Genomic DNA, 19,783 nt, shown 5'->3' with positions numbered 1-19,783 from the left:
ATTTCGGTGGACACGGGAAGGGTACAGCAAAATACGCAAGGCCGTCGTGTTCCGATCAGACGACTTTCCCGAGATGGAAGGCGGAAAAGATGTAGAGACCGTAGAGCACGCAGAGGATCAGGCCGGACGGCTTTCGGATGGTGACATGAAAGGCGGAGAAGGCCAGAACGAGCAGCGCGCTGGCAAGCATCACCCACAGGTCGAGCTTGAGCACCTCCTGGGGAACCGCAAGCGGGACGAAGACAGTGGTGATGCCCATGATGGCGAGGAGGTTGAAGATGTTCGACCCGATCACATTGCCGAGCGCGACCGCCGTGTGGCCGCGCACCGCGGCGACCAGCGAGGTGACGAGTTCCGGCAGCGACGTGCCGAGCGCCACCACGGTCAGGCCGATGACCGCGTCGGACACGCCCCAGGAACGGGCGAGCGCGCTTGCCCCTTCCACGGTGAAATGCGCGCCAAGCGGCAGGCCGATGAGGCCGAGCGCGATGAACATGATCGCCAGCGCCGGGTTTTCCGGAACGCCCTCGACCTCCTCGAAGGGAAGCTCCGCCTCGTCCTCGTCCTCGTCGTCGGCGCCGTCGCCGGCGCCGGCCGTGGCGGTGCCATGGCCGTTCTCGGCCCGATGGGTGCGTGTGGCGCGCACCGATTCCCAGAAGAAGACGCCGAGCAGCAAGAGCAGGATCGCGCCGTCGATGCGCCCGATCGGGCTGTGGAAACACATGCCGATGAAAACGACGGTGATCACGACCATGAAGATCGAATTGCGGGTCGCGCCCTTCTCCCGGCAGGAAGTGCAGGCGATCAGCGCCGGCATGCCGAGCACCAGGAGGACGTTGGCGATGTTGGAGCCGACCACATTGCCGATGGCGATGCCGGGAAGGCCGTCGAGCGCGGCGCCGAGCGAGATGAACAGTTCGGGCGCGCTTGTGCCGAAGGCCACGATGGTCAGGCCGATCACAAGGGCGGGAATGCCGAGCCGTTCGGCGATACCAACCGCGCCGCGCACCAGAACGTCCCCGGCAACAATCAGGACAACAAGCCCTCCGATCAGGCTGACATAGTCGATGAGCATGAAGCGTTCGGGTCCGGGTGTGGGCGTTGGCGGCCTGGGCGTCGGTGACCTGGGCCTTGATGACCTGGGCTTTGTGGCGTGCGCCGCACGCCCGGGATCGGGAGGTGTGCCGGTCGCGTGCGCGCCGGCACCGGAAGACACCGCCCGTATATATGCATCCCGGGGGCGATGGAAAGCCCAATGCGTGCATCGCACGGGATACGGGCTTTGCCCGCGACCGGCCAAGACGGTCCTTGCGCGTGCGCGACGACCGAAGCCCGCACGTTAACTTGCCGCTTACCATGCCATCAAAAAATCACTGCTTGCCCGCACAAGGCCGCAATTCGTGACTGTCGTTGCCACATTTGATCCCCATATCAAGAACGTTGGGGGGCCGGGCGGTCTGTACCGCTCGCATAATCCACGCGTAATTCGGAGTATTCACATGAAGCGTCTAGCTGCAGTCGGCCTGAGCGCTGCCGTCGCCTTAGCCGCGACCGCATCGGTCCATGCGGCCGACCTTCCGCAGCCCGAACAGCCCTACACCTACGACGAGCCCGTTCCCGCGGAGCGCTTCGACTGGTCGGGCTTCTATTTCGGTGGGCATCTGGGCTGGAACTGGTCCGACTTCGACACCAGCAACGGTGTAACCGGAAACTTCTCCACCCGCGACAACGGTGTTACGGGCGGTGTGCACGCCGGTTACAACTACATGCTGACGCCGGAATTCCTGCTTGGTGCGGAAGCGGACTTCAGCCTTGCCGACGTCGACAAGTCGCGGACCGTCGCGGGCGTGGCCTACAAGACGTCCAGTGACTGGAACGGTACCGTGCGCGCACGTGCCGGTTGGGCGTTCGACCGCTTCCTGGTGTTCGGCACCGGCGGTCTGGCGATTGCCGACATGGACGTCGCCGCCAACGGCGCCAAGGACAGCTCCACCCGTATCGGCTGGACGGCCGGCGCCGGTGTGGAAGGTGCTGTCACACAGAATGTGACGGCCCGTCTGGAATACCAGTACCAGGACTACGGCAGCGAAACCTTCTCGCTCGGCGGTCAGTCCTACAAGACCGACCTGAACAACAACCAGGTTCGCTTCGGTCTCAGCTACAAGTTCTGACCGGTCGCGCAAGCGTCCGAAAAGGCCCAACGGGAGCCGGCACGCCGGCTCCCGTTTTTTGTGCGCGATCGCGGTCGGCGCCGGTTGCCCTGTTGCGCGCAGATTGCGTGGTGGGTCGCGCCGGGGCGGCCGCGGCACCCGGCGATGCGGCGGCGAACCGGGCTTTGCGAACACCGCGCAGAGCGTTACGATTGCAGGTCGCTGCGCGGGACCGGATCCGGGCACACGGGGCATGCAAGCGACCGCCGTCACCTCCCGGCCCCAAAGTCATGCAGTCTTGCGATCTTCGTGGCGGCCATCGCTGGTGTTTCGCCGGCTCTATCCGTAGAGGCGGCCAGGGCCCTTTGCGAGTGCTGCCGCGATCCTGTGTCGGTGTCGGTGCCGGGCCGGCGGGGGCGTCGTCCGGTGCGGTGGCAGGCGTCGATCCCCCGGCGCAAGCGCTTCGGGGGCCATTCACCCCATCGGGATCGCAAAGCGGGATCCCGCCAGTTTGAGGAATTGCCGTGGCGTTGCCCGCATCGATCGCCGCCCTTCCGATGTACGACTGGCCGGAGGTGCGCGAGGCAACCGACGCGTTGTGGGTCTCCTTGCGCGATGCCTTTCGCGCAGCCGGCATCGCCGCGCCCGAGGGGCTGACGAGGAACCGGCCGCTGCTTGCGCTCTGGCGGGATCCGCAGCTGTTGCTGGCGCAGGCCTGCGGGCTTCCCTATGTTCAACATCTGCGCGGCGCCGTCAGGCTGCTTGGAACGCCTGCCTATGACATTCCCGGCTGCCCGCCCGGCACCTATCGCACCGTCTTTGTCGTGCGCCGGGAGGACGCGGTGCCGGAGCTGGAGGCGCTCAAGGGACGGCGCTGCGCCTTCAACCACCCGGGTTCGCAATCGGGCGACGGCGCGCCGCGCGCGGTTCTGGCGCCGCTTGCGCGGGGCGGGCGGTTCTTTGGCGACGTCCTTGAAACCGGCTCGCATCGCGCCGCGCTTGTCGCGGTCGCCGGGGGGCGTGCGGATGTCGCGACCGTCGATGCCGTCAGCTGGGAACTCGCCCGTCGTCATGAGCCGGCGGCGGCGGGGCTTGCCGTTGTGGCGGCGACGCCGCCGACGCCCGGTCTTCCCTTCATTTCGGCCATGGGCATGCAGGGCGGAGCGGAGCGCCTGCGCGACGCCATTGCTCAGGGCATCCGCGTCACACCGCTGGATGCGCGGGAGGCGTTGATGCTGTCGGGCTTTGTCGCTTTCGAGGATGCCGATTACGAGGGCATCGCCGTGGCCGACGCCCGCACGCGGGCGCTCGGCTACGGGGTTCTGGCGTGAAGACGCCGTATCAGACCGGCGGGCGCGTCGCCTCATAGGCGGGAACGGCCGCCTCGAAGGTTTTCAGCCAGCCGACGAGGCCGGGATGGCCGGCACGCCAGTCGCCGGCAAAACGCAGATCGAGATAGCCCAGCATGCAGGCGACCGCGATTTCGCCCACGTTCGGCGTCCGGTCGGGGCTCACGGTGTCGGGCAGATCGGCCTCAAGGCTTGCCAGCCCGCGCGTGACCTTGTCCGCCTGATAGGCGAGCCATTCGGTGTGGCGCTTGTCTTCGGGGCGGAAACGGGTCTCGTAGACCTGGAGAAGGGCGGCATCCATGATGCCGTCGGCCAGCGCCTGCAGACGCAATGCGTCATGGCGCGTCGCGCCTGCGGGAATCACCTTTCCGCCGCCGGCAAGGTGGTCGAGATAGTCGACGATCACCGAACTGTCGAAGAGCACCTTGCCGTCCTCGAGCACCAGCGCCGGGATCTTGCCCAGCGGGTTCTGCTTGCGGATCGAATCGTGCGGATCCTTCGTGTCGGTCAATTCGACCGTGATCCTGTCGGACAGACCGAGAACCGCGGCGGCGATCTTGGCCTTGCGGCCGAAGGGCGAGGGGGGTGAGGAACGCAATATCAGCACGTGTGTCTCCCGAGGTTTGGTTGCGCGCCAGTGTGCGGGTTTGGCGCGCCTGCGCAAGGGGCGTGACGTCTGGCGGGGCGCACGGATTTTCCGTCGACGCGCTTGCGTGTGGTTAACAGAGTTTTCCGTGTGATTTCCACGTTTTGAAAAAGCTCAAAAGTTTCGCTGCGTTGTTGAAACGAATTGCGGGCACCCCGGTAAGATTCGGGTAAGGGGCGCTGCCTAGCGTGCCCCCGTCGGCCGCAAGGGCTGGCGCAAAGGATTCCCGGAAGGACGGCAAATGGTGCTTTCTCTCCCTTCGCCGATGTCGGCCTTGTGGAAGACATTTTGTCTCGGCGCGGTGGTGTATGCGTTGTCGGTGCCGGCCCTGGCGCCGCTGCGGCCCGAGGTGATCGACACGCCGATGTCGCGCTATTATGCGGCGGTGAATGCCACTGTTTTCGAACAGCGCCTGACCTTCGACACGATCACCGCCCCCCTGCGCCACTCGCCCGATTTCGTACGGCAGCGCTTCGTTGCGATGATCGAGAAGTAATCCCTGGAGCGTCTCCTTGACGTTACGACATTTTGTGCCAATATATTGGACTTGAAAAGCTTCGGATCCTTCCGGGCTCTTTATTTTTTCATATTTGGCGAGGGTTTGTTTGTGGTTGACGCGACCGATACGAATTTGCCCTGCGGTCGCAGCGATGGCGGCGACGATCTGGATGACGATCTCGAGACGGGAGAGTCCTACAAACCCAGTCTTGAAACGCTTCCCGAGAATTTCCGGATGTTCCTGAGCAATGCGCTCGAGAGCAAGAAGATCCGGATCCTGGAGCTGTTGTCGAACACAGACTACGCGCAGGCCAAGATCGACGTCGCGACCGGGCGCAGGGTCGAATATTTCGTTCCCGATCTCGGGAGGTCTCTGATTGTCGAGAAGGACTTCGAGAGAAAATTCGACAATGAGTCCAAGAAGACATTCGGGTGATTTCAAATTTAATTCATCTTTTTGATAATTGAAGCGGGGGCTTTGATTGAGGCAGTTCAAGGAATTCTTCTTTCTGGACTGGTTGCCTCGGCCATCCACTCCGGTTCTCAAGGGCGTCCTTCGACACGATGCGTTCGACGCGGCCGACCTTGAGCGGTTTCTCGTTCCCGAACACCTTCGGCCTCGGTTTCGGCAGATCCGGGTCTCCGCGCGTTATGACGGGCTGATGATCGTTTGCATCGTGGTCGAGCAGATCTGGGCCGACGAGACGGGCGGGGAGCGTCGGGTCGGCTTTACCCGTGGCTACATTCGGGAAGTCGCGGCGCGGGTGTCGTTTGCCGCCAAGCGAAAATTCGGACATCGGCATCTTTACATGGGGGGCGACCCCCTTGTCGCCGCCCCGGGCGACATCGGGCGAAAACCCATCAAGACGTCGCCCAAATACGTCAATCTGCCGCTGCATCACCGGCCGATCCTGCTGGAGCGGCTGGACCGCAGCCGGTTCCACCAACATGCCAGCGCGTGTCTCGAGTTTGCGGAAAACTCCGGCGCCGATGGGGATGCGCTGACCCTTGCACGATTCGAGGAATGGCAGGCCCGGCTGCGCGACGACATCAAGACCGGATGCATCTCGGGCGATGTGATGCAGGTCCTCATGGAGAGCGATGAACTGCTTGGCATTGCGCGTCATCGCGCTGTCAGCGAGCCGGAAGGCTCGGTCCACGAGGAACCTGCGATGCTGCTTCTCAAGCATCACGTCGATTGCCAGCGGGATCATGCCGTCAAGTTTCTCTACGAGGCCAGTCGTGATGGCGGAACATCTCAATATATAAAAGACAGATATACGCGCGAAAAATGGAAAGTAATTGTACTTTATCTATTCCTTGTTTTCGTCTTTTCCGTCATTTTTGCAATCGCCGTCAACTCTGAAAAGGTGGTCGACAAATCGCAATTCTTTGTTGATACAGTATGGGTTCCGATTTTTGTCACGTTTGTAATTTCATTTTTCTATCATCACTGGATCGATTTCCGGATGAAGGTTCGGACGAAAACGCGGATTCTCGATGAACTCGACAAGGCCCGGGGCTATCTGATCTCGATGTCGAGCTATGTCGAATACCTCGGGGTCTTCTACAAGTCGCTAAGCCTTCGAAAGTCGCAGATGATCCTGGACGGCGGCAATGCGTCCTATGCGGCGCGCATTCTCGATCCTTTGAAGGACATCAACGAGCGTGAGCTGCGGATGCTGACGGTCAAATACGCAAGGCAGGTGGCGTTCATATCGATCATATTTGCCGGTATTCAGGTTATTTCCGGAGCCGTTTTCAAATACATCCCCTTTTGGGAGCTGCTGAAATAGCGGTTCCGGAAAGGCAAGCACCTGTCTACGGTGTCGCGTACAGCGCACTCCACCGGCCGGGCCGCGTCGCGTCCGCGCAGGTTTCCGGCCCCTCGAAGCGCGTCAGCCTGAACGCATAGTCCTGCCAGACCCATTTGGCCTTGTAGCCGCAATGGCGGTCGGAACGGCCGACGTAGGAGGCCGACAGCGTCCCGGTCTCGGGATCGAAGTCCGGATTGACCAGCAGATCCGTCCCGCTCCAGCCGAAGCGGGGATCGTGCAGCGCGAAGACCAGCGCCTCGACGCCGCCGATCTCGCCCGAATCGCGCAAATACAGCCGATAGGTGACGTGCGATCCGCCGGCGGTGCAGGCAATGGCATAGAGCGTGGCGACCTGCGAGACGGCGGCGATGATCACCTCCTGATCGGCGATCGAGGGGCTTGCGGTGCTCTCGCAGGCGCCGGTTCGCGCGTGACGATCCAGCACCGCATAGGGGATGCCAAGCGCCGCCACGGCCTGCTGGCGGGTGGGCGGCGTCGTTTCAGCCAGGTCGCGCGGGCGCGCGATCTGCTCCGGCACGCCGGCAAGCTCCAGCGCCTGTGCCAGAGCCCGGAGACCGTCGGTAACGCCGGCGAGCGAAAAGCGCAGGTCATGCGCCTCGCCAATGGCGTCGAGATAGGAAATCCGCAGTTCGGCGCCAGCCCGCAAGGCGGGAAAGAGCGTGCCGGAGGCCTGCGGCGAGATCAGGTAAAAGCGGTCGATGCCGCCGAATAGCGCCAGGTCGTCGGGGCGCACCACATGGGTCAGCCGTCCGTCGACCGACCATTGCATCGCGCGGCGGTCGTCGGGCCGCGGGCGGGCGGCCTCGAATGCCAGCGACAAAGCAGTGCCTTCGCCTGCGCCGAAGGCGAGGCGTGCTCCGGTTGCCTCACCCTGTCGGTCCGCACCATCGACTGCGACCGTCGACAGGGTGCAGCCGGTCCGTGTCGGGCAGTCGAGGCGCCAGTCGCCGAAGGTTTCGGCACTGGCGGGCAGGATCAGGCCCGCGACCAGCCATCCCGCTACGGCAAGCGCGCGCGTTCCGCCCGGCAGGCGGCGGGGGATCGGGGGGCTTGAAAAGCGGTTATCGCGGGGCGGGAACATGGATCTGCCTTTGGCGGCAGCCGCGGCGGTCGACCGCGCGGCAGGAGCGAAATTCCAGGTCGCGGGTCAGGCAGATGCGCACTTCGCTCAGCCGCCCATGCTGGCAGGACACCGCCATGGCGCCGTCGTCGAGACCCGGATTGGCGAGACGGAATGCGGTTTCGACCGCGCCGGCGTCCATGCGGCTGCCGCTCTCGATGGTGCGAAAGGCGGCCGGGATGCGGATCTTGGCGAAGGCCTCGCGGGTCAGGTCGAAATAGGCGTCGGGCGCAAGGCCCGAACAGCTGCCGTGCTTGCGCCACTGATGGCGCACCAGATCCCGGCTCGGCATGATGTCCAGCATGTCGCGGACCGTTTCATAGGACGGGTCGCGGGGGCCGGAGCCATCGCAAAAATCGGGGTAGCCGCGCTCGTATTGTGGCCAGAGGCCATGCACGATGAAGCGGTGGGGTTTTGCGGCCCGGCATTGCCGCGGGTCGGCGTTGCGTCCGCTCCGCGCGCAATAGGACGGCGACCAGGACAGCGAGAGCACGTAGAAGTCGAATGCGCCGGCGCGCTCGGCCCGCGCATCCGGCGCGGCGAACAGCACCAGCGACAGCAAAAAGGCGCCGACGAGCACCTGCGCCCGACGGCTGGAGTGGCGACGGCGGGCGCCCATTCAGGGACGCACGGTTCGGCAACGCGCGTCATAGACCCGCCACGGGTCGAGGCCGGCCACGCAGGCGCGCAGATCCCAACTCAGCCCGACGAAGCCGCTGTGCTCCATGATCGCGTAATAGACGTGGCGCGACCGCCCGTCGCTCATGTCGGCGCGCGCCTCGCAGAAGCGGCGGGCGTAGGGGCTTGGAGTGCCCTGTGTATAGGCGGTCTCCACCACGCGGGACATGTCCTCGATGCGGATGCCGTCGAGATAGTCCGCATCGGCGCGGGCGATTTGCCCGGCGACGGCCCGGCGCACGGCCGGGGTGTCGCAGGCGGGGACGCGCGGCTCCCCGTTCCAGGAGAAATAGGGACGGTCTCCGCCGCCCGCCTCGGCCGGCTGCAGGGCCGGTGCCAGCGCCAGAAACAGGCCGGCGGCGCCTGCGGCCAGGATCCGGCGAAAGGGGCGGGCGAAAGCGTGCATGGGTGTCTTCCTCGTTTGGGCGCGAACGCCTTGGACGATGCGTCAGCCGGAAGGGCCGGTCAAGCCATCCGGCCCCTCTTACTCGGGTACCAGCGGAATCAGCCGCCAGTCGGCGCCAGCCCCAAGCGCCATGGTTTCCGTCAGCCAGGGCATTAGCACCCGAAGTTCGTCGGCAAGTGTCCAGGGCGGATTGATCACAATGAGCCCGCTGCCCATCATCGGCTTGTTCGGATGCGCGGTGCCGGCGAAATGCTCCACGCAGAGGATGTTCCCGATCTCCTGATTGCGCATGACACTGTAGAAGCTGTTGACCATCTTGCGGTCCTTGATCGGATACCAGGCCATGTAGACGCCGGTGGGCCAGCGCTTCCAAGCCTTGACGAGGCCGGCCGCCAGACTGCTGAACTCGTTCTCGGTTTCGAAGGGCGGGTCGATCAGCACCAGCCCGCGCCGCTCCTTCGGTGGCACGAAGCTGCCGAGGGCCAGCCATCCGTCGAGGGCGATCGCCTTGGTTTGTCGGTCGCCGGCGAAAAGGGCTGCCAGCGTTTCGGCGTCCTTCGGGTGCAATTCGGTCGCCGTCAGCCGGTCCTGCTTGCGCAGCAGCAGGCGCGCAAGAAGCGGTGATCCCGGGTAGTGGCGCAAGTCCGCCTCGTCGACGTTCAGGCTCCGGACCGCCTCCAGCCAGGGCGCCAGCAGGTCGGCGATCCGTGCCGGCTGCTTCGCCTCCAGAACACGCGCGATGCCGTTTCGCCATTCGCCCGTGCGTTTGGCCTCGCCCTCGCGCAGGTCGTAGCGGCCGATCCCGGCATGCGTGTCGATGACGCGAAAGGCGGCGGGCTTGGCCTTGAGATAGGTGATGACCCGCGCCAGCACCGCGTGTTTCAGAACGTCGCCGATGTTTCCGGCGTGAAAGGCGTGACGATAGTTCATGGCCGCGCCTCCATGTCCGGCGCCGTCTTCGGATCGCGCGCCAGATAGGCGACGGCCTTGTCGCCGAACTCCTGGCTGCCGATCTCGATGAAACCGAGCCGGCCGTGAAAACGCAACGAACCGGGATTGGGCGGCCGCGTGTTGACCTCGCAGGCGAGCGGAAGCTCCGCGCGGCCGCGATCGGATGCCAGCTGGTCGAGCAGCGCGCGATACAGCAGCCGGCCGACGGCCTTGCCGCGTGCGCCGGGCGCCAGGGCAATTCGGTCGACATAGGTGAAGCGGGTGAGGCTTTGCTTGAGCCAGTCGAAATTGCGGCTGTCGTAATCCGCATCGTGGTCGAGGCAGACGAGCACGCCGACCGGTCCGTCGGGCGAACAGGCGACAAGCGTCACGACGCTGATCGCGACGAGCTCGCGCAGGGCGTCGGCCGTCAGCCCGTTGACGGCGGGAAGGCAGGCCTCGTTGATCGCAAGGACGGCGGGCAGGTCGTCGTCCGCAATGCGGCGGACGTGGATCGTATCGGACGTGGAGTGCATGGGCTGCGCGCTTTGATGGGAACCTTGGGGGAAATCCGTCCGGGCCGCGCTGGCGGCCGGTGCGGGCTGGAAAAACCGGCAAAGGCGAAGGGTCGCCTTGGTACGATGTCGGTCTGCGTTGACGGGACTGCGGGTTTCGGACGACCGCCCGATGGCCGCTTCGACCGGAACCCTGTCGCTTGCGAGGGCGGCACGGCCAGAAATCGTGCATCGGTCGGCCGGGCGTTTCCGGCCACTCCGGTCCCCTCGCAGTTTCCGGGCAGAATGACGGCACGGGCCGGCTGAAACGCGGAGCCGGAAAAACGAAAACCGACGCTGGCATGCGAGCGATGCGCCGCATGTCAACGTCGGAGATTGTTCCCGCGTCGTGGGCCCCGCGGGAAAGCGAGCGAATCAGGCCGGCTGGTCGCCGCCTTCCTCGATCTGCAGTTCCACGGCCTTGGGGCCCTTGCCGTGCCGGTCCGGCTCCGTCTCGAAGGAGACGCGCTGTCCGCTTTCCAGCGTGGTCAGGCCCGAGCGTTCCACCGCCGAGATGTGCACGAACACATCCGGCTCGCCGGATTCCGGCATGATGAAGCCGAAGCCCTTGTCGGCCTTGAAGAACTTGACGACGCCCGGCTGCCGCGGCCCCCGCTCCATCGCGGGTGCCTCGCGTCTCGGGCCGCGCGGCGCGTCGCCACGCGGAGGAAAGCCGCCGCCGCGCGGGGCCGGCGCGCCATCGCGCGGTGCGCCGTATCCGCCGCCGCGTGCCCCGGGGCCGCCGGAGCGTTGGCCGAAACCGCCACCCTCGCGCCTCCCGTCCGCTCCACCCGGACCGCGATCGGTGGGAAACCTGTCGCCGCCGGGCCTGTCGCCGCCGCCGAACCGGCCAACCGGCGGAAACGCGTCTTCCGGACCTTCCGGAGCGGCCCAACCCGCCTCGCTGAAGGTGTCGCGCCGTCCGCCGCGGGACGGCTTGTTGCGTTTGTCATGATCGAGCTCGCCGCCGAACTCGTCCCCATCCGCACCATATTCCTTCGAACCACCGCGTCGCTTGCCTTGCCGACGGTTGTCCGAACGCCAGTCATTCATATCCAAATCACCTTTGTTGAGCCCGCTGTCCCGCCGGGCTCTCTGGTCACAATGAACGCGACGTCGAGGCGATACTTTCGGTCGCTCTGCAACGTCAGGTTTCAGTTGCGGCCGGTGGTCTCAAATAGGTGGGCAGGTCCGCCGCCCTCACATGGAACCCAGGATGGGGAATTGCCCGAATTGCCTTCGCAAGAGCGCACCCTCCCAGCCATGCCAACCGCGACACCATATTAAGGGCTGAGGCGGGGATCGGGCAAGGAAAACCCTGCGATACGCACCGGTCCGGACGCCGCGATTTCAATTTTATCGAGTGTTTTTCCGACTGCCTGTCGATTTTGACAGGAGCCGTGGCCGGTTGCGGCGCGGCATGCTTGTCAAGTTGCCGGGCGACGGGTTACGTGATGCCCGACACATGCGAATGTCCGAAAGGCGGCCTGTGCAACCGACGGGCGAACCGCTCGGTGCGGGGGCGCCGTAGAAAGGGGAACGATGTCCGAGACCAGCACTCATGAACCGCCGATCCAGGTGATCGTGATACCCGTGACCGGGTTCCAGCAGAACTGTTCGCTCGTGTTCGACAAGAAAAGCCGGCGCGGCGCGGTGATCGATCCCGGCGGCGATGTCGAGAAGATCGAGAAGGCGCTCGGCGAACACGGGGTGACCGTCGAGCGTGTCGTGCTCACCCACGGGCATATCGATCATATCGGCGGGGCGGCGGAGCTTGCCGAACGTCTTGGCGTCGAGGTTGTCGGCCCGCATCGCGCCGACCAGATGCTCATCGACCGGGTCGAGGAGCAGGCACGCGATTTCGGGGTGGCCGGTGTGCGCGCCGTCACGCCGGATGTCTGGCTGGAGGAAGGCGACACCGTCGAGATCGGCGGTCGGAGCTTCCAGGTGCTGCATTGCCCGGGTCATGCGCCGGGTCATGTGGTGTTCTTCGATCCGGAGTTGCGCTTCGCGATTTCCGGCGACGTGATCTTCGCCGGTTCGGTCGGTCGCACGGACCTGCCGGGCGGCGATCACGAAACGCTGCTCGCCTCGATCCGCGACAAGCTGCTGCCGCTTGGCGACGACGTCACCTTCCTGCCCGGACACGGGCCGGCCTCGACGCTGGGTCACGAGCGCCAGACCAACCCGTTCCTGAAATAGGCGCAACGTCGCGGCATCCCGCAAAGGGGCCGCGCGCGCATCGACCGTGAGGATGACCCCATGATCAAGACGTCGCTTCTGGCCCTGTCCGGCGCTGTTTTCGGGCTCACGCTGGCCGCGCCGGCTGGCTTGGCGGAGGACTACGTCGACCGACTTATGCGGCTCGACCGTCTCACGCAGGACGAAGCGCGCGGCGGCCCCCGGATCGAGGGCGGGCGGTCGCCGTTTCAGAAGCGGGTGAAGGTCTGCAACGTCATGCCGACACCCGTGCGCGATCCCGATACCGGCGAGCTGGTCAAGGTGATGAAGGAAGTCTGCTGGATGGAATAGGCGCGCCCGGGGCGGCCGTTATCGGCCCGGCCCCGTCCGTTCCGCGCGTTACAACAGGCCGCGCAACACGTCGATGCGCGCGTTCACCAGCCAGCCGTAGTAATTCTCGCTGGGCCAGCGGGCGCTTCCCGCCGCGCGCCGGCGCCGGTATTGTGCCGCGCGGCTCCACGGGTCGCCGAGGTTGTAGAGGGTTGCCGTCAGGCCCGGGTTCTTCGAGATGTCCACCCCGCCCACGGACTTGTAGGCGTCGATCGCGTCGCGCAGGACCGCGGCCATGTAGTGCAGCGAGCGGTTCGGGTCCATCGTCGCGCGGTAGACCTCCTGTGCGTCGCGGGCGGTCAGCTTGCGAAAGCCGCTGACGCGCGAGACGCGGTCGCCCATCTTCAGGACGGTCAGCGGCGAAAGCTGTCCGAGGCCGAAGCTCTGCCCCGCAAAGAGCGGCTGGAAGAAGGCTTCGTTGAAGGTCTTGTTGGGGTAGCGCACCCCGTCCACGGTCTTGTTGCGGAAGCGGCTGTCCCAGTAGCGCTGGTAGCAGTTCCACAATATGTTGCTTTCCTTCTTGCCCTTGTTGCAGCGGTCGAATTCGGGCCGTTGCACGAAATCTTCCACATGTTCGCCGTTGAGCTCGAAGCTGATGCGGATGCCGGCATAGGCGAGCGCCTTCACGTAGTAGGACTGGGCGCTGTCGAGGCTGTCGTAATTGTAGGTATGCTCGCCGACGATGGCACCGAGCATGTGGACGGGGTCGATGCCGTATTTGCCCGCGGCGCTCTTGATGTTGCGCATCAAACGGGTGTCGCGGCGCAGGACGGCGACGATCTTGTCGAACTTCGCGTCATAGGCGCTCTTGCTGGCGGCCGTCCGTCGCGCCGAGGCGAAAGGGATCTTCGGTTGCACGCGCTTGCGGTTGCCTTGCGGGACGACCCTGGCGGCCTCGGCCGCGACAACGCCGAGGGGGAGCACCGGGGCGCCGGGCAGCGGCGCGGCGAAAATCGCGGCTGCCAGAAGCAGGACGGCCGAGATTTTCGGCATCCAGGCGATTGGCCATGTGCGGGGTCGGGGCGGGGGAGGGGCCATGCATTCGTCCAGCGCTGACGTGTTTTTCGTATCTCTTGCATATACGCAAGGGCGGCATCTTGGAAGCGCAAGCCAGCGGATTGCGCTTTCTGCTGTGGTGACACATTCGTGTTCATGATGGCTCATGGCCGATCACGCGACGATGACGAAACGGGCGCGTTCTTCGGGGGTGAGGCCCCCGACGCCGGCCCCATGAACAGTTCGACGGAGCGCGGAACCTTCAGGTCGCGCAGAAAGGCCTCGTGCCGGCGCAATCCGCAAAGCTCCCGTTGGATCATCACGTTCCACAAGGCATCGCAGGCCTGCGCGTGGCGACGCGCGACCCGCCCTTGAAGCGCCTGCGGATCCGGCTGGTCGTCCGGCGTCGCCGCAGCCTTTCCGGCCCGCTCGAGACTGTCCAGCGCGGCCTCCAGGATCCCGGTCAGACGCCCCAGTGTGGCCGCCATCTCACCGGCGGTCTCGTGGCGCAACGCCTCGCCGATGGGGTCGAAGGCGGCGGAGGTCGCCGACGGAGGACGCACGCTCATGGCGGTGTCCCCGGGTTGGCCGCGTACCGGGGCATCAGGCATGTGCCTTCAGCAGATGCAGATGCCCGCCCGGCATCGGGCTGGGCACGCCGGTCGTCAGCGGAAAGGAAATCGGCAGGCCGCGCAGGGACCGCGCGGCGAGAAAGGCGAAGCATTCCGCCTCGATGGCATCGCCGCGCCAGCCGACCGCCTCGGCGGGCACCGCGTCCACGCCGGCGCGCCGATTGAGCGCCTCCAGCATCCGCGGGTTGCGCCGTCCGCCGCCACAGACGATCAACCGGTCCGGACGGTTCAAAAGCATGTCGAGCCCACGTCCGACGGCCGCCGCGGAGAAGGCCGTCAGGGTGGCCGCCCCGTCGGCGGCGGACAGGCCCTCAGCCATTGAGCTCGTGAAGGAATTGCGGTCGAGCGATTTCGGATAGGGCGCGCTCAGATACGGATGCTCGAGCAGGCGCGCCAGCCGCGCCTCGTCGACCGTGCCGGTTGCCGCGATCCGTCCGTCCCGGTCCATGTCGCCCAGACCGTGGTCGACGATCCAGTCGTTCAGCGGCGCATTGGCCGGTCCGGTGTCGAAGGCGTGGGGGCGGCCGTCGCCATCGACCCATGTGACATTGGCGACCCCGCCCAGGTTGAGCACGGCGGTCGACGGATCCGCGACGATCTGGTCAAGGAGCGCCGCGTGATAGATCGCCGACAGCGGCGCCCCCTGGCCGCCGGCGGCCATGTCCGCGCTGCGGAAATCGTTGACAACGGCGATGCCGAGCCGGTCGGCCATGGCGCGTCCGTCGCCGAGCTGGCGGGTGCGTCCGGGCCTTCCTGTCGCTGGCGCGCGGTGAAGCACGGTCTGGCCGTGAAAGCCGACGGCTGCGATGTCCGCCGGTTTCAGGCCGGCGTCCTTGAGGAAGGCGTGGACCGCGTCGCTCTGTGCGCGGGTCACCTGGTCCTCGGCCCGCTTGAAGATCTCCGGTTCCGCTCCCTCAAACCCCCAGTCGGCGGCAATGCGCAGCGTTTCCTGGAGGAGCGGCTTGAGGTCGTCCGGATATGGCGCGAGCTGCCAGGGGCCGAATTCGGCAATCCTCTCGCCGTCGCTGCGCAGGGCGGCGATGTCGATGTTTCCGTCGAGAACGGTTCCGGTCATCAGACCGATGGACCAGGGCGGGGTCATGGGCAGTCGTTCCTTGTCGGTGCGGTCCGTTCGCCGGCCGGCCTTGCTTGCGGCCCAGCATGCGGGACAATGCGGGATTCGATCAATGCGCCCGCAAGCGCACATCGGGCGTTTTCGTCTAGCAGCGGTGCGCGTAGGTAAAGACCAGCGTGTCGGTGATGACCCGGTCGGTCGGGTGGCACTGGCGGTTGACGTTGCGCCGGCCCGACAGCGTCACCTGCAACTGGTCCGCGCGCACGGGGCCTTCGACGGCATAGACCTGCGGCTGGCCGGGGCAGGAGCGGGAAAACACCCGTGCCGTGCCTTTGTACCGGTTGCCGCGCTTGGTGCCCTCAAACAGCATCGTGCCGGCGGTCACTCCGGCGTCGCGCAACACGGGACGCGGCGCTTCGTAGAAGAACCGGCGGCGGCTGCCCGCGGCTTTCAGGCGCATCAAGGATCCGTTGTGCGTCCAGCAGCTGTCGGCGCTTGCCGGTGTCGCGGTCAGCGCGGAGGCGGTCATGCCGGCGGGCATCAGCACCGCGCAGGCGGCGAGGAGTTTTACGAAACCGGAGGCTGGCATTGTCGTCTTCCTTTCCGCTCGGCCGTGCGGTGCCGCGGCCCTCGGTGACGTGAATAGACGCTGCGCCGCCTCGCGACTGTGACGACCGTCACGCTTCGGTCGCCCGCCGGCCGCCGGTCGATCATGTCCGGCCGGTCAGTTGCCGGGACGGGCGGGCGACGCGGTTTCGAAGCAGGCCGCGTAGCGCTCGCTCAGCACTGCATTGAGGGACGGGTCCTGCGGCGCATCAAGCAGGCGGTCCCACGCGCCGTCGGCGCGCATGGCGTCGAGCGTGCAGTTGCAGATTTGCGCGCAGCTCGCGCCGTCGCCGGCAAGGGTGCAGGAGGCGGCGCACTGCTCTAGAAATGCGTTATCGGTGGCGTCCGGCACCAGACCGAGGGCGACCACCGCCCAGACCGAGCCGAAAAGGATGGGCTGGTGCAGCAGATAGACGATCATCGAGTGTCGACCGGCGAAGGCCATCATGCGCGAAAAGCGCCCGTTGGCGCGAATGCGGGAAAGCAGCGCCCAGGGTGCGCGGCCGCGCACGATCTTGAGGCCGGCAATGCCGGCGAGAATCGCGGCAAGCCATGGCGCGAGCGGCACATAGTCGACGGACAATGGCGGCGACACGGTGAGGCCGGTCCACATCGCCCATGCGTCGCCGGGAAAGGAGACCGCGACGACCTGCGGCAGCACGAAGACCGCAAACGCCACCGCGAGCGTGAAGACAGGGGGCGCGAGCACGAAGGGCAGAGCGACGAGCGACCCGGCCGCGATGGCGTGGAGGATGCCGAACCGGACGAATTCGTCGCCGAGCACGAAGAAGGTGCCGAGGCTTATGGCCGCCGCCGCCAGGGCGATGCGGGCAATGCGCCACAGGGCGGGGCGCCAGCGGATGCCGTCTGCGTGCGCGAGCGCGAGGCTGACGCCGGCGAGGAACAGGAAGCTTGAGGCAATCGACACCGCGAAGGCCCGCCAGGCGGGGTCGGTGGCGACTTGCCAGTCGACAAGCGAGAACCAGCTCAGGTCCCAGGAGAGGTGATAGACGGCCATTGCCAGAAGCGCGAGACCGCGGGCGATGTCGAAGACGTCGAGGCGTTTTCCGGGGCCGTCCGCTGCGGGCTGTTGTTGCATCTTTTTCCCTTGCCCTTCGGCCGTTGTCCTTGTCACCCGGATTCCCGGCGGGGCTAAACCCTGCCCAGCCCGACCTTCGCCCGCAACCGTGACCATCCGATGATGGGAATGACCTGCACAGCGACGATCGACGAGAAGATGAGCAGGCAGCCGACAAGCCCTGCGGGGCTCAACCTTTCGCCAAGCAGGAGCGCGCCGAAAAGTGCCCCGAACAGGGCTTCCGAGGACAGCAGGATGGCGGCGTCGCCCGAGCGCGTCCAGCGCTGCCCGATCGTCTGCAGCGTGTAGGCGAGACCGCCGGAAAAGACGCTGGTGTAGATCAGTTCGGGACCGGCGGCGGCGATGGCCGGCAATGAAACCGGTTCCAGCGCGAGGCCGGGGACCAGCGCGACGACGCCGACCACGGCGAATTGCCAGGCGGAGAGCGCCAGCGGACGCCCGCTCGACGCGGCGAGGCCCCCGAGCAGGCAGACGTGCAAGGCCCAGAAGAACGCGCAGACGATCATCAGGATGTCGCCCGTGTTGAGCCGCTCGACGCCGCCGCCGCCGAGCAGCCAGATGCCCGCGAGCGTGACGAGGGCGGCCGGCCAGACAACCGCGTGAGGGCGCTCTCCGAACGCCAGCAGTCCCAGAATGGGCGTGAGAACGACGTAGACGGCGGTCAGGAAGCCGGCGTTCGTGACGGTGGTTTGCACCAGGCCGGTTTGCTGCAGCGCGATCGCGGCAAAGAAGACGAGGCCGAGGCCGGTGAAGCGGACCAGTCGGCCGGCGCCGAGCGGCGCGGCGGCACGGCGTTTCCCCTCATGTATCGCGAAGGGCGCGACGACGAGGGCGGCAATGAGGAAGCGCAGGCCGGTGAAGGTCAGCGGTCCCAGGTCGCGCATGGCGGTCGATTGCGCGACAAAGGCCGATCCCCAGATCAGGGCGGCGAGAAGCAGCAGCAAGTTCGCGACGGGACGGCTCATGCGCTTGCGCTACCTTACCCGCAGGGTGCGCGCAAGCGCCCGCGCGTCAGCCGTTGGGAAAAGCGAAACAGATGACGAGCGTCACGATGAGCGCCGCGCTGGTGACGCAGAGCGCGAGCGGCCAGGGCGATGATCGGCGGGCAAGCAGCGTGTCCGTCCGGGCGCGGTCGGAAAACCTCATGAAGTGCCTCCGCTGGCTGTTGGGCGCACAGATGACAGGGATTATGGTTAACAAAGGGTAAAACACGTCGGGCAAGGCCTGCCTTGCGGCCCGCCCGGACGCGCCGCGCCTGGCCGCAAGGCGGAGACCGAAGGTGGGGCTATAGTTCCAGCGCGTCGAGGCCCGCCTCGAGATGATCGGCGAAAAGTGGCATGCCGCTCAGATATTTGGCGGTCGAGCCGACCGCGCGTTCGCGGGCATCCTCGACCGCTTGCGGGAAGTCGGCGGCGTCGAAATCGCCCCGGCCGATCCAGACGATTGCCACGACCTCGGCCGCCTCGTCGACGTTGAGGTCCTCGATCAGCTCGATCAGTTCCTCGCTCGAGAGGTCTTCCGTTTCTTCCTCCGCCAGACCGTCATGCGCATGACTGTCCTGGAGCGTGTCGGTGTCGAACTCGATCTCGCGGTCCTGGCCGTCCTCGAACCCGTCTGTCAGGGTGGACGCCGCTGCCGCCCGGCCTTTTTGCACAAGCATCCGCAGCGTTGCCGGTGAGAGGGACAAGTCGACCGCCATGGTCCGATACTCCGTTTCCTTCGCGGGAGCGTGCTCCCGTCTTGATTTGGTCTGGTCCGGCGCCCGCCGATCGTGCGGCCCGCGCTCCCGCTACGCCCGCATCGGCGGCGCGGGCAAAGAGTGCCCTGCAAGGGGCAGGCGCACCTTGATCGAGCGCAAGGCCAGCCGGCTGTTTTCGGAACAAGCGCCAATGCCACAAGCCTACGCTTCACGGGGCCCAAACGCCAGAGCCCGCCCATTGCGCATACGCAAGGACGGGCCGTTCGGCAAATGAAAATCCGCCTCGTGCCGGGGCATCGTTCGGCGCTGTTGGGGAAAACCCTGCGTCCCGCACCGGCGCAGGGGGGGCGTTCGGCGAAAGCCGGCGGTTCATCGCCGCCGGCGCGGGGCGAAACGGTCAAAAACGCCCGGGATCGGCCCGCTGGACCTGCGCCGGGGCGTCCGGGCCGAGGGCCTTGAGGCCATCGGCGAGGGGGCCGCCGAACAGGGTCAGCGAGCCGGCGAACAACAGTCCGATTGCGACCGCGGTGGCGAGGTGAAGTGCGGTGCGGTCGCGCGCGTCCGCGTCATCCGGTGCCCATTGCGGATCCGTGAAAAAGGCGTTGCGGCGGGTGAGGCGCATCAGATCTCCCTCCGGTTCAGGTCATGGCGCGCGGCACTGGCGGTCAGCGTGCGTGCGAGACGGCGGGCAAAGACGGTGAGAACCAGCAGCATGGAACCGAAAGACAGGGCCATCAGTCCCATTGCCCAGTCGTCGGCCGGCGTCGCCCCCGCGGCCCTTGCGCTCGAGGCGATCAGCAGGGCGGGAGCCGCCCCGGCGAGCACGATGGCTGCGGCATGAAGGATGCGGCGGTGCAGGGCCCTGGGCTTGCGAGGGGACCGGGGAGGGATACGCATGGGGTACTCCGGGACATTCCGTGTGGTCGATTTCGCAAT

General features: G+C 66.2%; 25 protein-coding genes. 7 read left to right on the top strand and 18 right to left on the bottom strand.

Going from position 1 to position 19,783, the window contains the following annotated elements; all coding sequences use genetic code 11:
• Positions 1 to 55: 55 nt before the first annotated feature.
• Entirely contained in the window at positions 56 to 1,075 is a 1,020-nt protein-coding gene (locus G572_RS0114385; RefSeq protein ID WP_029059070.1) for a calcium/sodium antiporter, read from the bottom strand.
• A gap of 424 nt (positions 1,076 to 1,499) precedes the next feature.
• On the opposite strand from G572_RS0114385, the gene G572_RS0114380 reads away from it, so the two are divergent.
• A complete protein-coding gene (locus G572_RS0114380; protein WP_029059069.1) occupies positions 1,500 to 2,171 on the top strand; it encodes an outer membrane protein in 672 nt (223 codons plus the stop codon).
• Positions 2,172 to 2,674: 503 nt separating this feature from the next.
• A complete protein-coding gene (locus G572_RS0114375; protein ID WP_156884622.1) occupies positions 2,675 to 3,481 on the top strand; it encodes a phosphate/phosphite/phosphonate ABC transporter substrate-binding protein in 807 nt (268 codons plus the stop codon).
• A 10-nt stretch (positions 3,482 to 3,491) separates the two neighbouring features.
• On the opposite strand, the gene G572_RS0114370 is transcribed toward G572_RS0114375, so the two are convergent.
• The gene (locus G572_RS0114370) at positions 3,492 to 4,106 is read right to left on the bottom strand and encodes a glutathione S-transferase family protein (protein ID WP_029059067.1); all 615 of its coding nucleotides are present in this window, start codon (positions 4,104 to 4,106) and stop codon (positions 3,492 to 3,494) included.
• 280 nt (positions 4,107 to 4,386) lie between these two features.
• On the opposite strand from G572_RS0114370, the gene G572_RS0114365 reads away from it, so the two are divergent.
• From G572_RS0114365 to G572_RS0114355, 3 genes are all read left to right on the top strand, one after another.
• Positions 4,387 to 4,641, top strand: a complete 255-nt coding sequence (locus G572_RS0114365; RefSeq protein ID WP_029059066.1) for a hypothetical protein — start codon at positions 4,387 to 4,389, stop codon at positions 4,639 to 4,641.
• A gap of 111 nt (positions 4,642 to 4,752) precedes the next feature.
• A complete protein-coding gene (locus G572_RS0114360) occupies positions 4,753 to 5,079 on the top strand; it encodes a hypothetical protein (protein ID WP_156884620.1) in 327 nt (108 codons plus the stop codon).
• Positions 5,080 to 5,125: 46 nt separating this feature from the next.
• Positions 5,126 to 6,439, top strand: coding sequence for a hypothetical protein (locus G572_RS0114355; RefSeq protein ID WP_029059064.1), 1,314 nt, complete (start codon positions 5,126 to 5,128; stop codon positions 6,437 to 6,439).
• Between the two features lie 25 nt (positions 6,440 to 6,464).
• Here G572_RS0114355 and G572_RS0114350 read toward each other — a convergent pair whose 3' ends face one another.
• The 6 genes from G572_RS0114350 to G572_RS26785 form a co-directional block, all read right to left on the bottom strand.
• Positions 6,465 to 7,562 (bottom strand): DUF1176 domain-containing protein, encoded by a 1,098-nt coding sequence (locus G572_RS0114350; protein ID WP_029059063.1) that lies wholly within the window; start codon positions 7,560 to 7,562, stop codon positions 6,465 to 6,467.
• Positions 7,543 to 8,220 (bottom strand): ribonuclease T2 family protein, encoded by a 678-nt coding sequence (locus tag G572_RS0114345; RefSeq protein ID WP_051242411.1) that lies wholly within the window; start codon positions 8,218 to 8,220, stop codon positions 7,543 to 7,545. The genes G572_RS0114350 and G572_RS0114345 overlap by 20 nt, the downstream gene beginning before the upstream one ends.
• Positions 8,221 to 8,685, bottom strand: a complete 465-nt coding sequence (locus tag G572_RS25540; RefSeq protein ID WP_051242410.1) for a hypothetical protein — start codon at positions 8,683 to 8,685, stop codon at positions 8,221 to 8,223. It lies immediately after the preceding gene.
• Positions 8,686 to 8,763: 78 nt separating this feature from the next.
• On the bottom strand, positions 8,764 to 9,615 hold the full coding sequence (locus G572_RS0114335; RefSeq protein ID WP_029059060.1) for a 23S rRNA (adenine(2030)-N(6))-methyltransferase RlmJ: 852 nt from the start codon (positions 9,613 to 9,615) through the stop codon (positions 8,764 to 8,766).
• Positions 9,612 to 10,151 carry a GNAT family N-acetyltransferase gene (locus tag G572_RS24015; protein WP_037546898.1) on the bottom strand — a complete coding sequence of 180 codons (540 nt, stop codon included), beginning with the start codon at positions 10,149 to 10,151 and terminating at the stop codon, positions 9,612 to 9,614. Before G572_RS24015 ends, G572_RS0114335 begins: the two co-directional genes overlap by 4 nt.
• Positions 10,152 to 10,544: 393 nt before the next feature.
• A complete protein-coding gene (locus G572_RS26785) occupies positions 10,545 to 10,790 on the bottom strand; it encodes a cold shock domain-containing protein (protein ID WP_037547163.1) in 246 nt (81 codons plus the stop codon).
• 921 nt (positions 10,791 to 11,711) lie between these two features.
• Here G572_RS26785 and G572_RS0114320 point away from each other — a divergent pair.
• Positions 11,712 to 12,371 (top strand): MBL fold metallo-hydrolase, encoded by a 660-nt coding sequence (locus G572_RS0114320; protein ID WP_051242407.1) that lies wholly within the window; start codon positions 11,712 to 11,714, stop codon positions 12,369 to 12,371.
• A gap of 60 nt (positions 12,372 to 12,431) precedes the next feature.
• Complete coding sequence (locus G572_RS0114315; RefSeq protein WP_029059057.1) at positions 12,432 to 12,701, top strand: hypothetical protein; 270 nt, start codon at positions 12,432 to 12,434, stop codon at positions 12,699 to 12,701.
• Positions 12,702 to 12,749: 48 nt separating this feature from the next.
• On the opposite strand, the gene G572_RS0114310 is transcribed toward G572_RS0114315, so the two are convergent.
• The 10 genes from G572_RS0114310 to G572_RS23995 all read right to left on the bottom strand — a co-directional run bounded on the left by G572_RS0114310 (position 12,750) and on the right by G572_RS23995 (position 19,744).
• Complete coding sequence (locus G572_RS0114310) at positions 12,750 to 13,733, bottom strand: DUF1402 family protein (protein WP_029059056.1); 984 nt, start codon at positions 13,731 to 13,733, stop codon at positions 12,750 to 12,752.
• Between the two features lie 167 nt (positions 13,734 to 13,900).
• Complete coding sequence (locus G572_RS24005) at positions 13,901 to 14,305, bottom strand: DUF6665 family protein (RefSeq protein ID WP_051242405.1); 405 nt, start codon at positions 14,303 to 14,305, stop codon at positions 13,901 to 13,903.
• Positions 14,306 to 14,339: 34 nt separating this feature from the next.
• Positions 14,340 to 15,470 (bottom strand): anhydro-N-acetylmuramic acid kinase, encoded by a 1,131-nt coding sequence (locus tag G572_RS0114300; RefSeq protein ID WP_029059055.1) that lies wholly within the window; start codon positions 15,468 to 15,470, stop codon positions 14,340 to 14,342.
• A 118-nt stretch (positions 15,471 to 15,588) separates the two neighbouring features.
• A complete protein-coding gene (locus G572_RS0114295) occupies positions 15,589 to 16,032 on the bottom strand; it encodes a hypothetical protein (RefSeq protein ID WP_029059054.1) in 444 nt (147 codons plus the stop codon).
• Positions 16,033 to 16,167: 135 nt separating this feature from the next.
• Complete coding sequence (locus G572_RS24000) at positions 16,168 to 17,148, bottom strand: acetyltransferase domain-containing protein (protein ID WP_037547158.1); 981 nt, start codon at positions 17,146 to 17,148, stop codon at positions 16,168 to 16,170.
• Positions 17,149 to 17,201: 53 nt separating this feature from the next.
• Positions 17,202 to 18,113 carry a DMT family transporter gene (locus G572_RS0114285; RefSeq protein ID WP_029059053.1) on the bottom strand — a complete coding sequence of 304 codons (912 nt, stop codon included), beginning with the start codon at positions 18,111 to 18,113 and terminating at the stop codon, positions 17,202 to 17,204.
• A 46-nt stretch (positions 18,114 to 18,159) separates the two neighbouring features.
• On the bottom strand, positions 18,160 to 18,294 hold the full coding sequence (locus G572_RS26760; RefSeq protein ID WP_281168767.1) for a hypothetical protein: 135 nt from the start codon (positions 18,292 to 18,294) through the stop codon (positions 18,160 to 18,162).
• Between the two features lie 139 nt (positions 18,295 to 18,433).
• Positions 18,434 to 18,847 carry a DUF3775 domain-containing protein gene (locus G572_RS0114275; RefSeq protein ID WP_029059052.1) on the bottom strand — a complete coding sequence of 138 codons (414 nt, stop codon included), beginning with the start codon at positions 18,845 to 18,847 and terminating at the stop codon, positions 18,434 to 18,436.
• 397 nt (positions 18,848 to 19,244) lie between these two features.
• Positions 19,245 to 19,469 carry a hypothetical protein gene (locus G572_RS0114270; RefSeq protein ID WP_029059051.1) on the bottom strand — a complete coding sequence of 75 codons (225 nt, stop codon included), beginning with the start codon at positions 19,467 to 19,469 and terminating at the stop codon, positions 19,245 to 19,247.
• Positions 19,469 to 19,744 (bottom strand): hypothetical protein, encoded by a 276-nt coding sequence (locus G572_RS23995; protein ID WP_029059050.1) that lies wholly within the window; start codon positions 19,742 to 19,744, stop codon positions 19,469 to 19,471. The genes G572_RS0114270 and G572_RS23995 overlap by 1 nt, the downstream gene beginning before the upstream one ends.
• Positions 19,745 to 19,783: the final 39 nt, after the last annotated feature.

Source organism: Stappia stellulata DSM 5886 (genome assembly GCF_000423705.1).
Taxonomy (GTDB): Bacteria; Pseudomonadota; Alphaproteobacteria; order Rhizobiales; family Stappiaceae; genus Stappia; species Stappia stellulata.
This window is presented reverse-complemented; position numbering and strand designations above follow the sequence as displayed.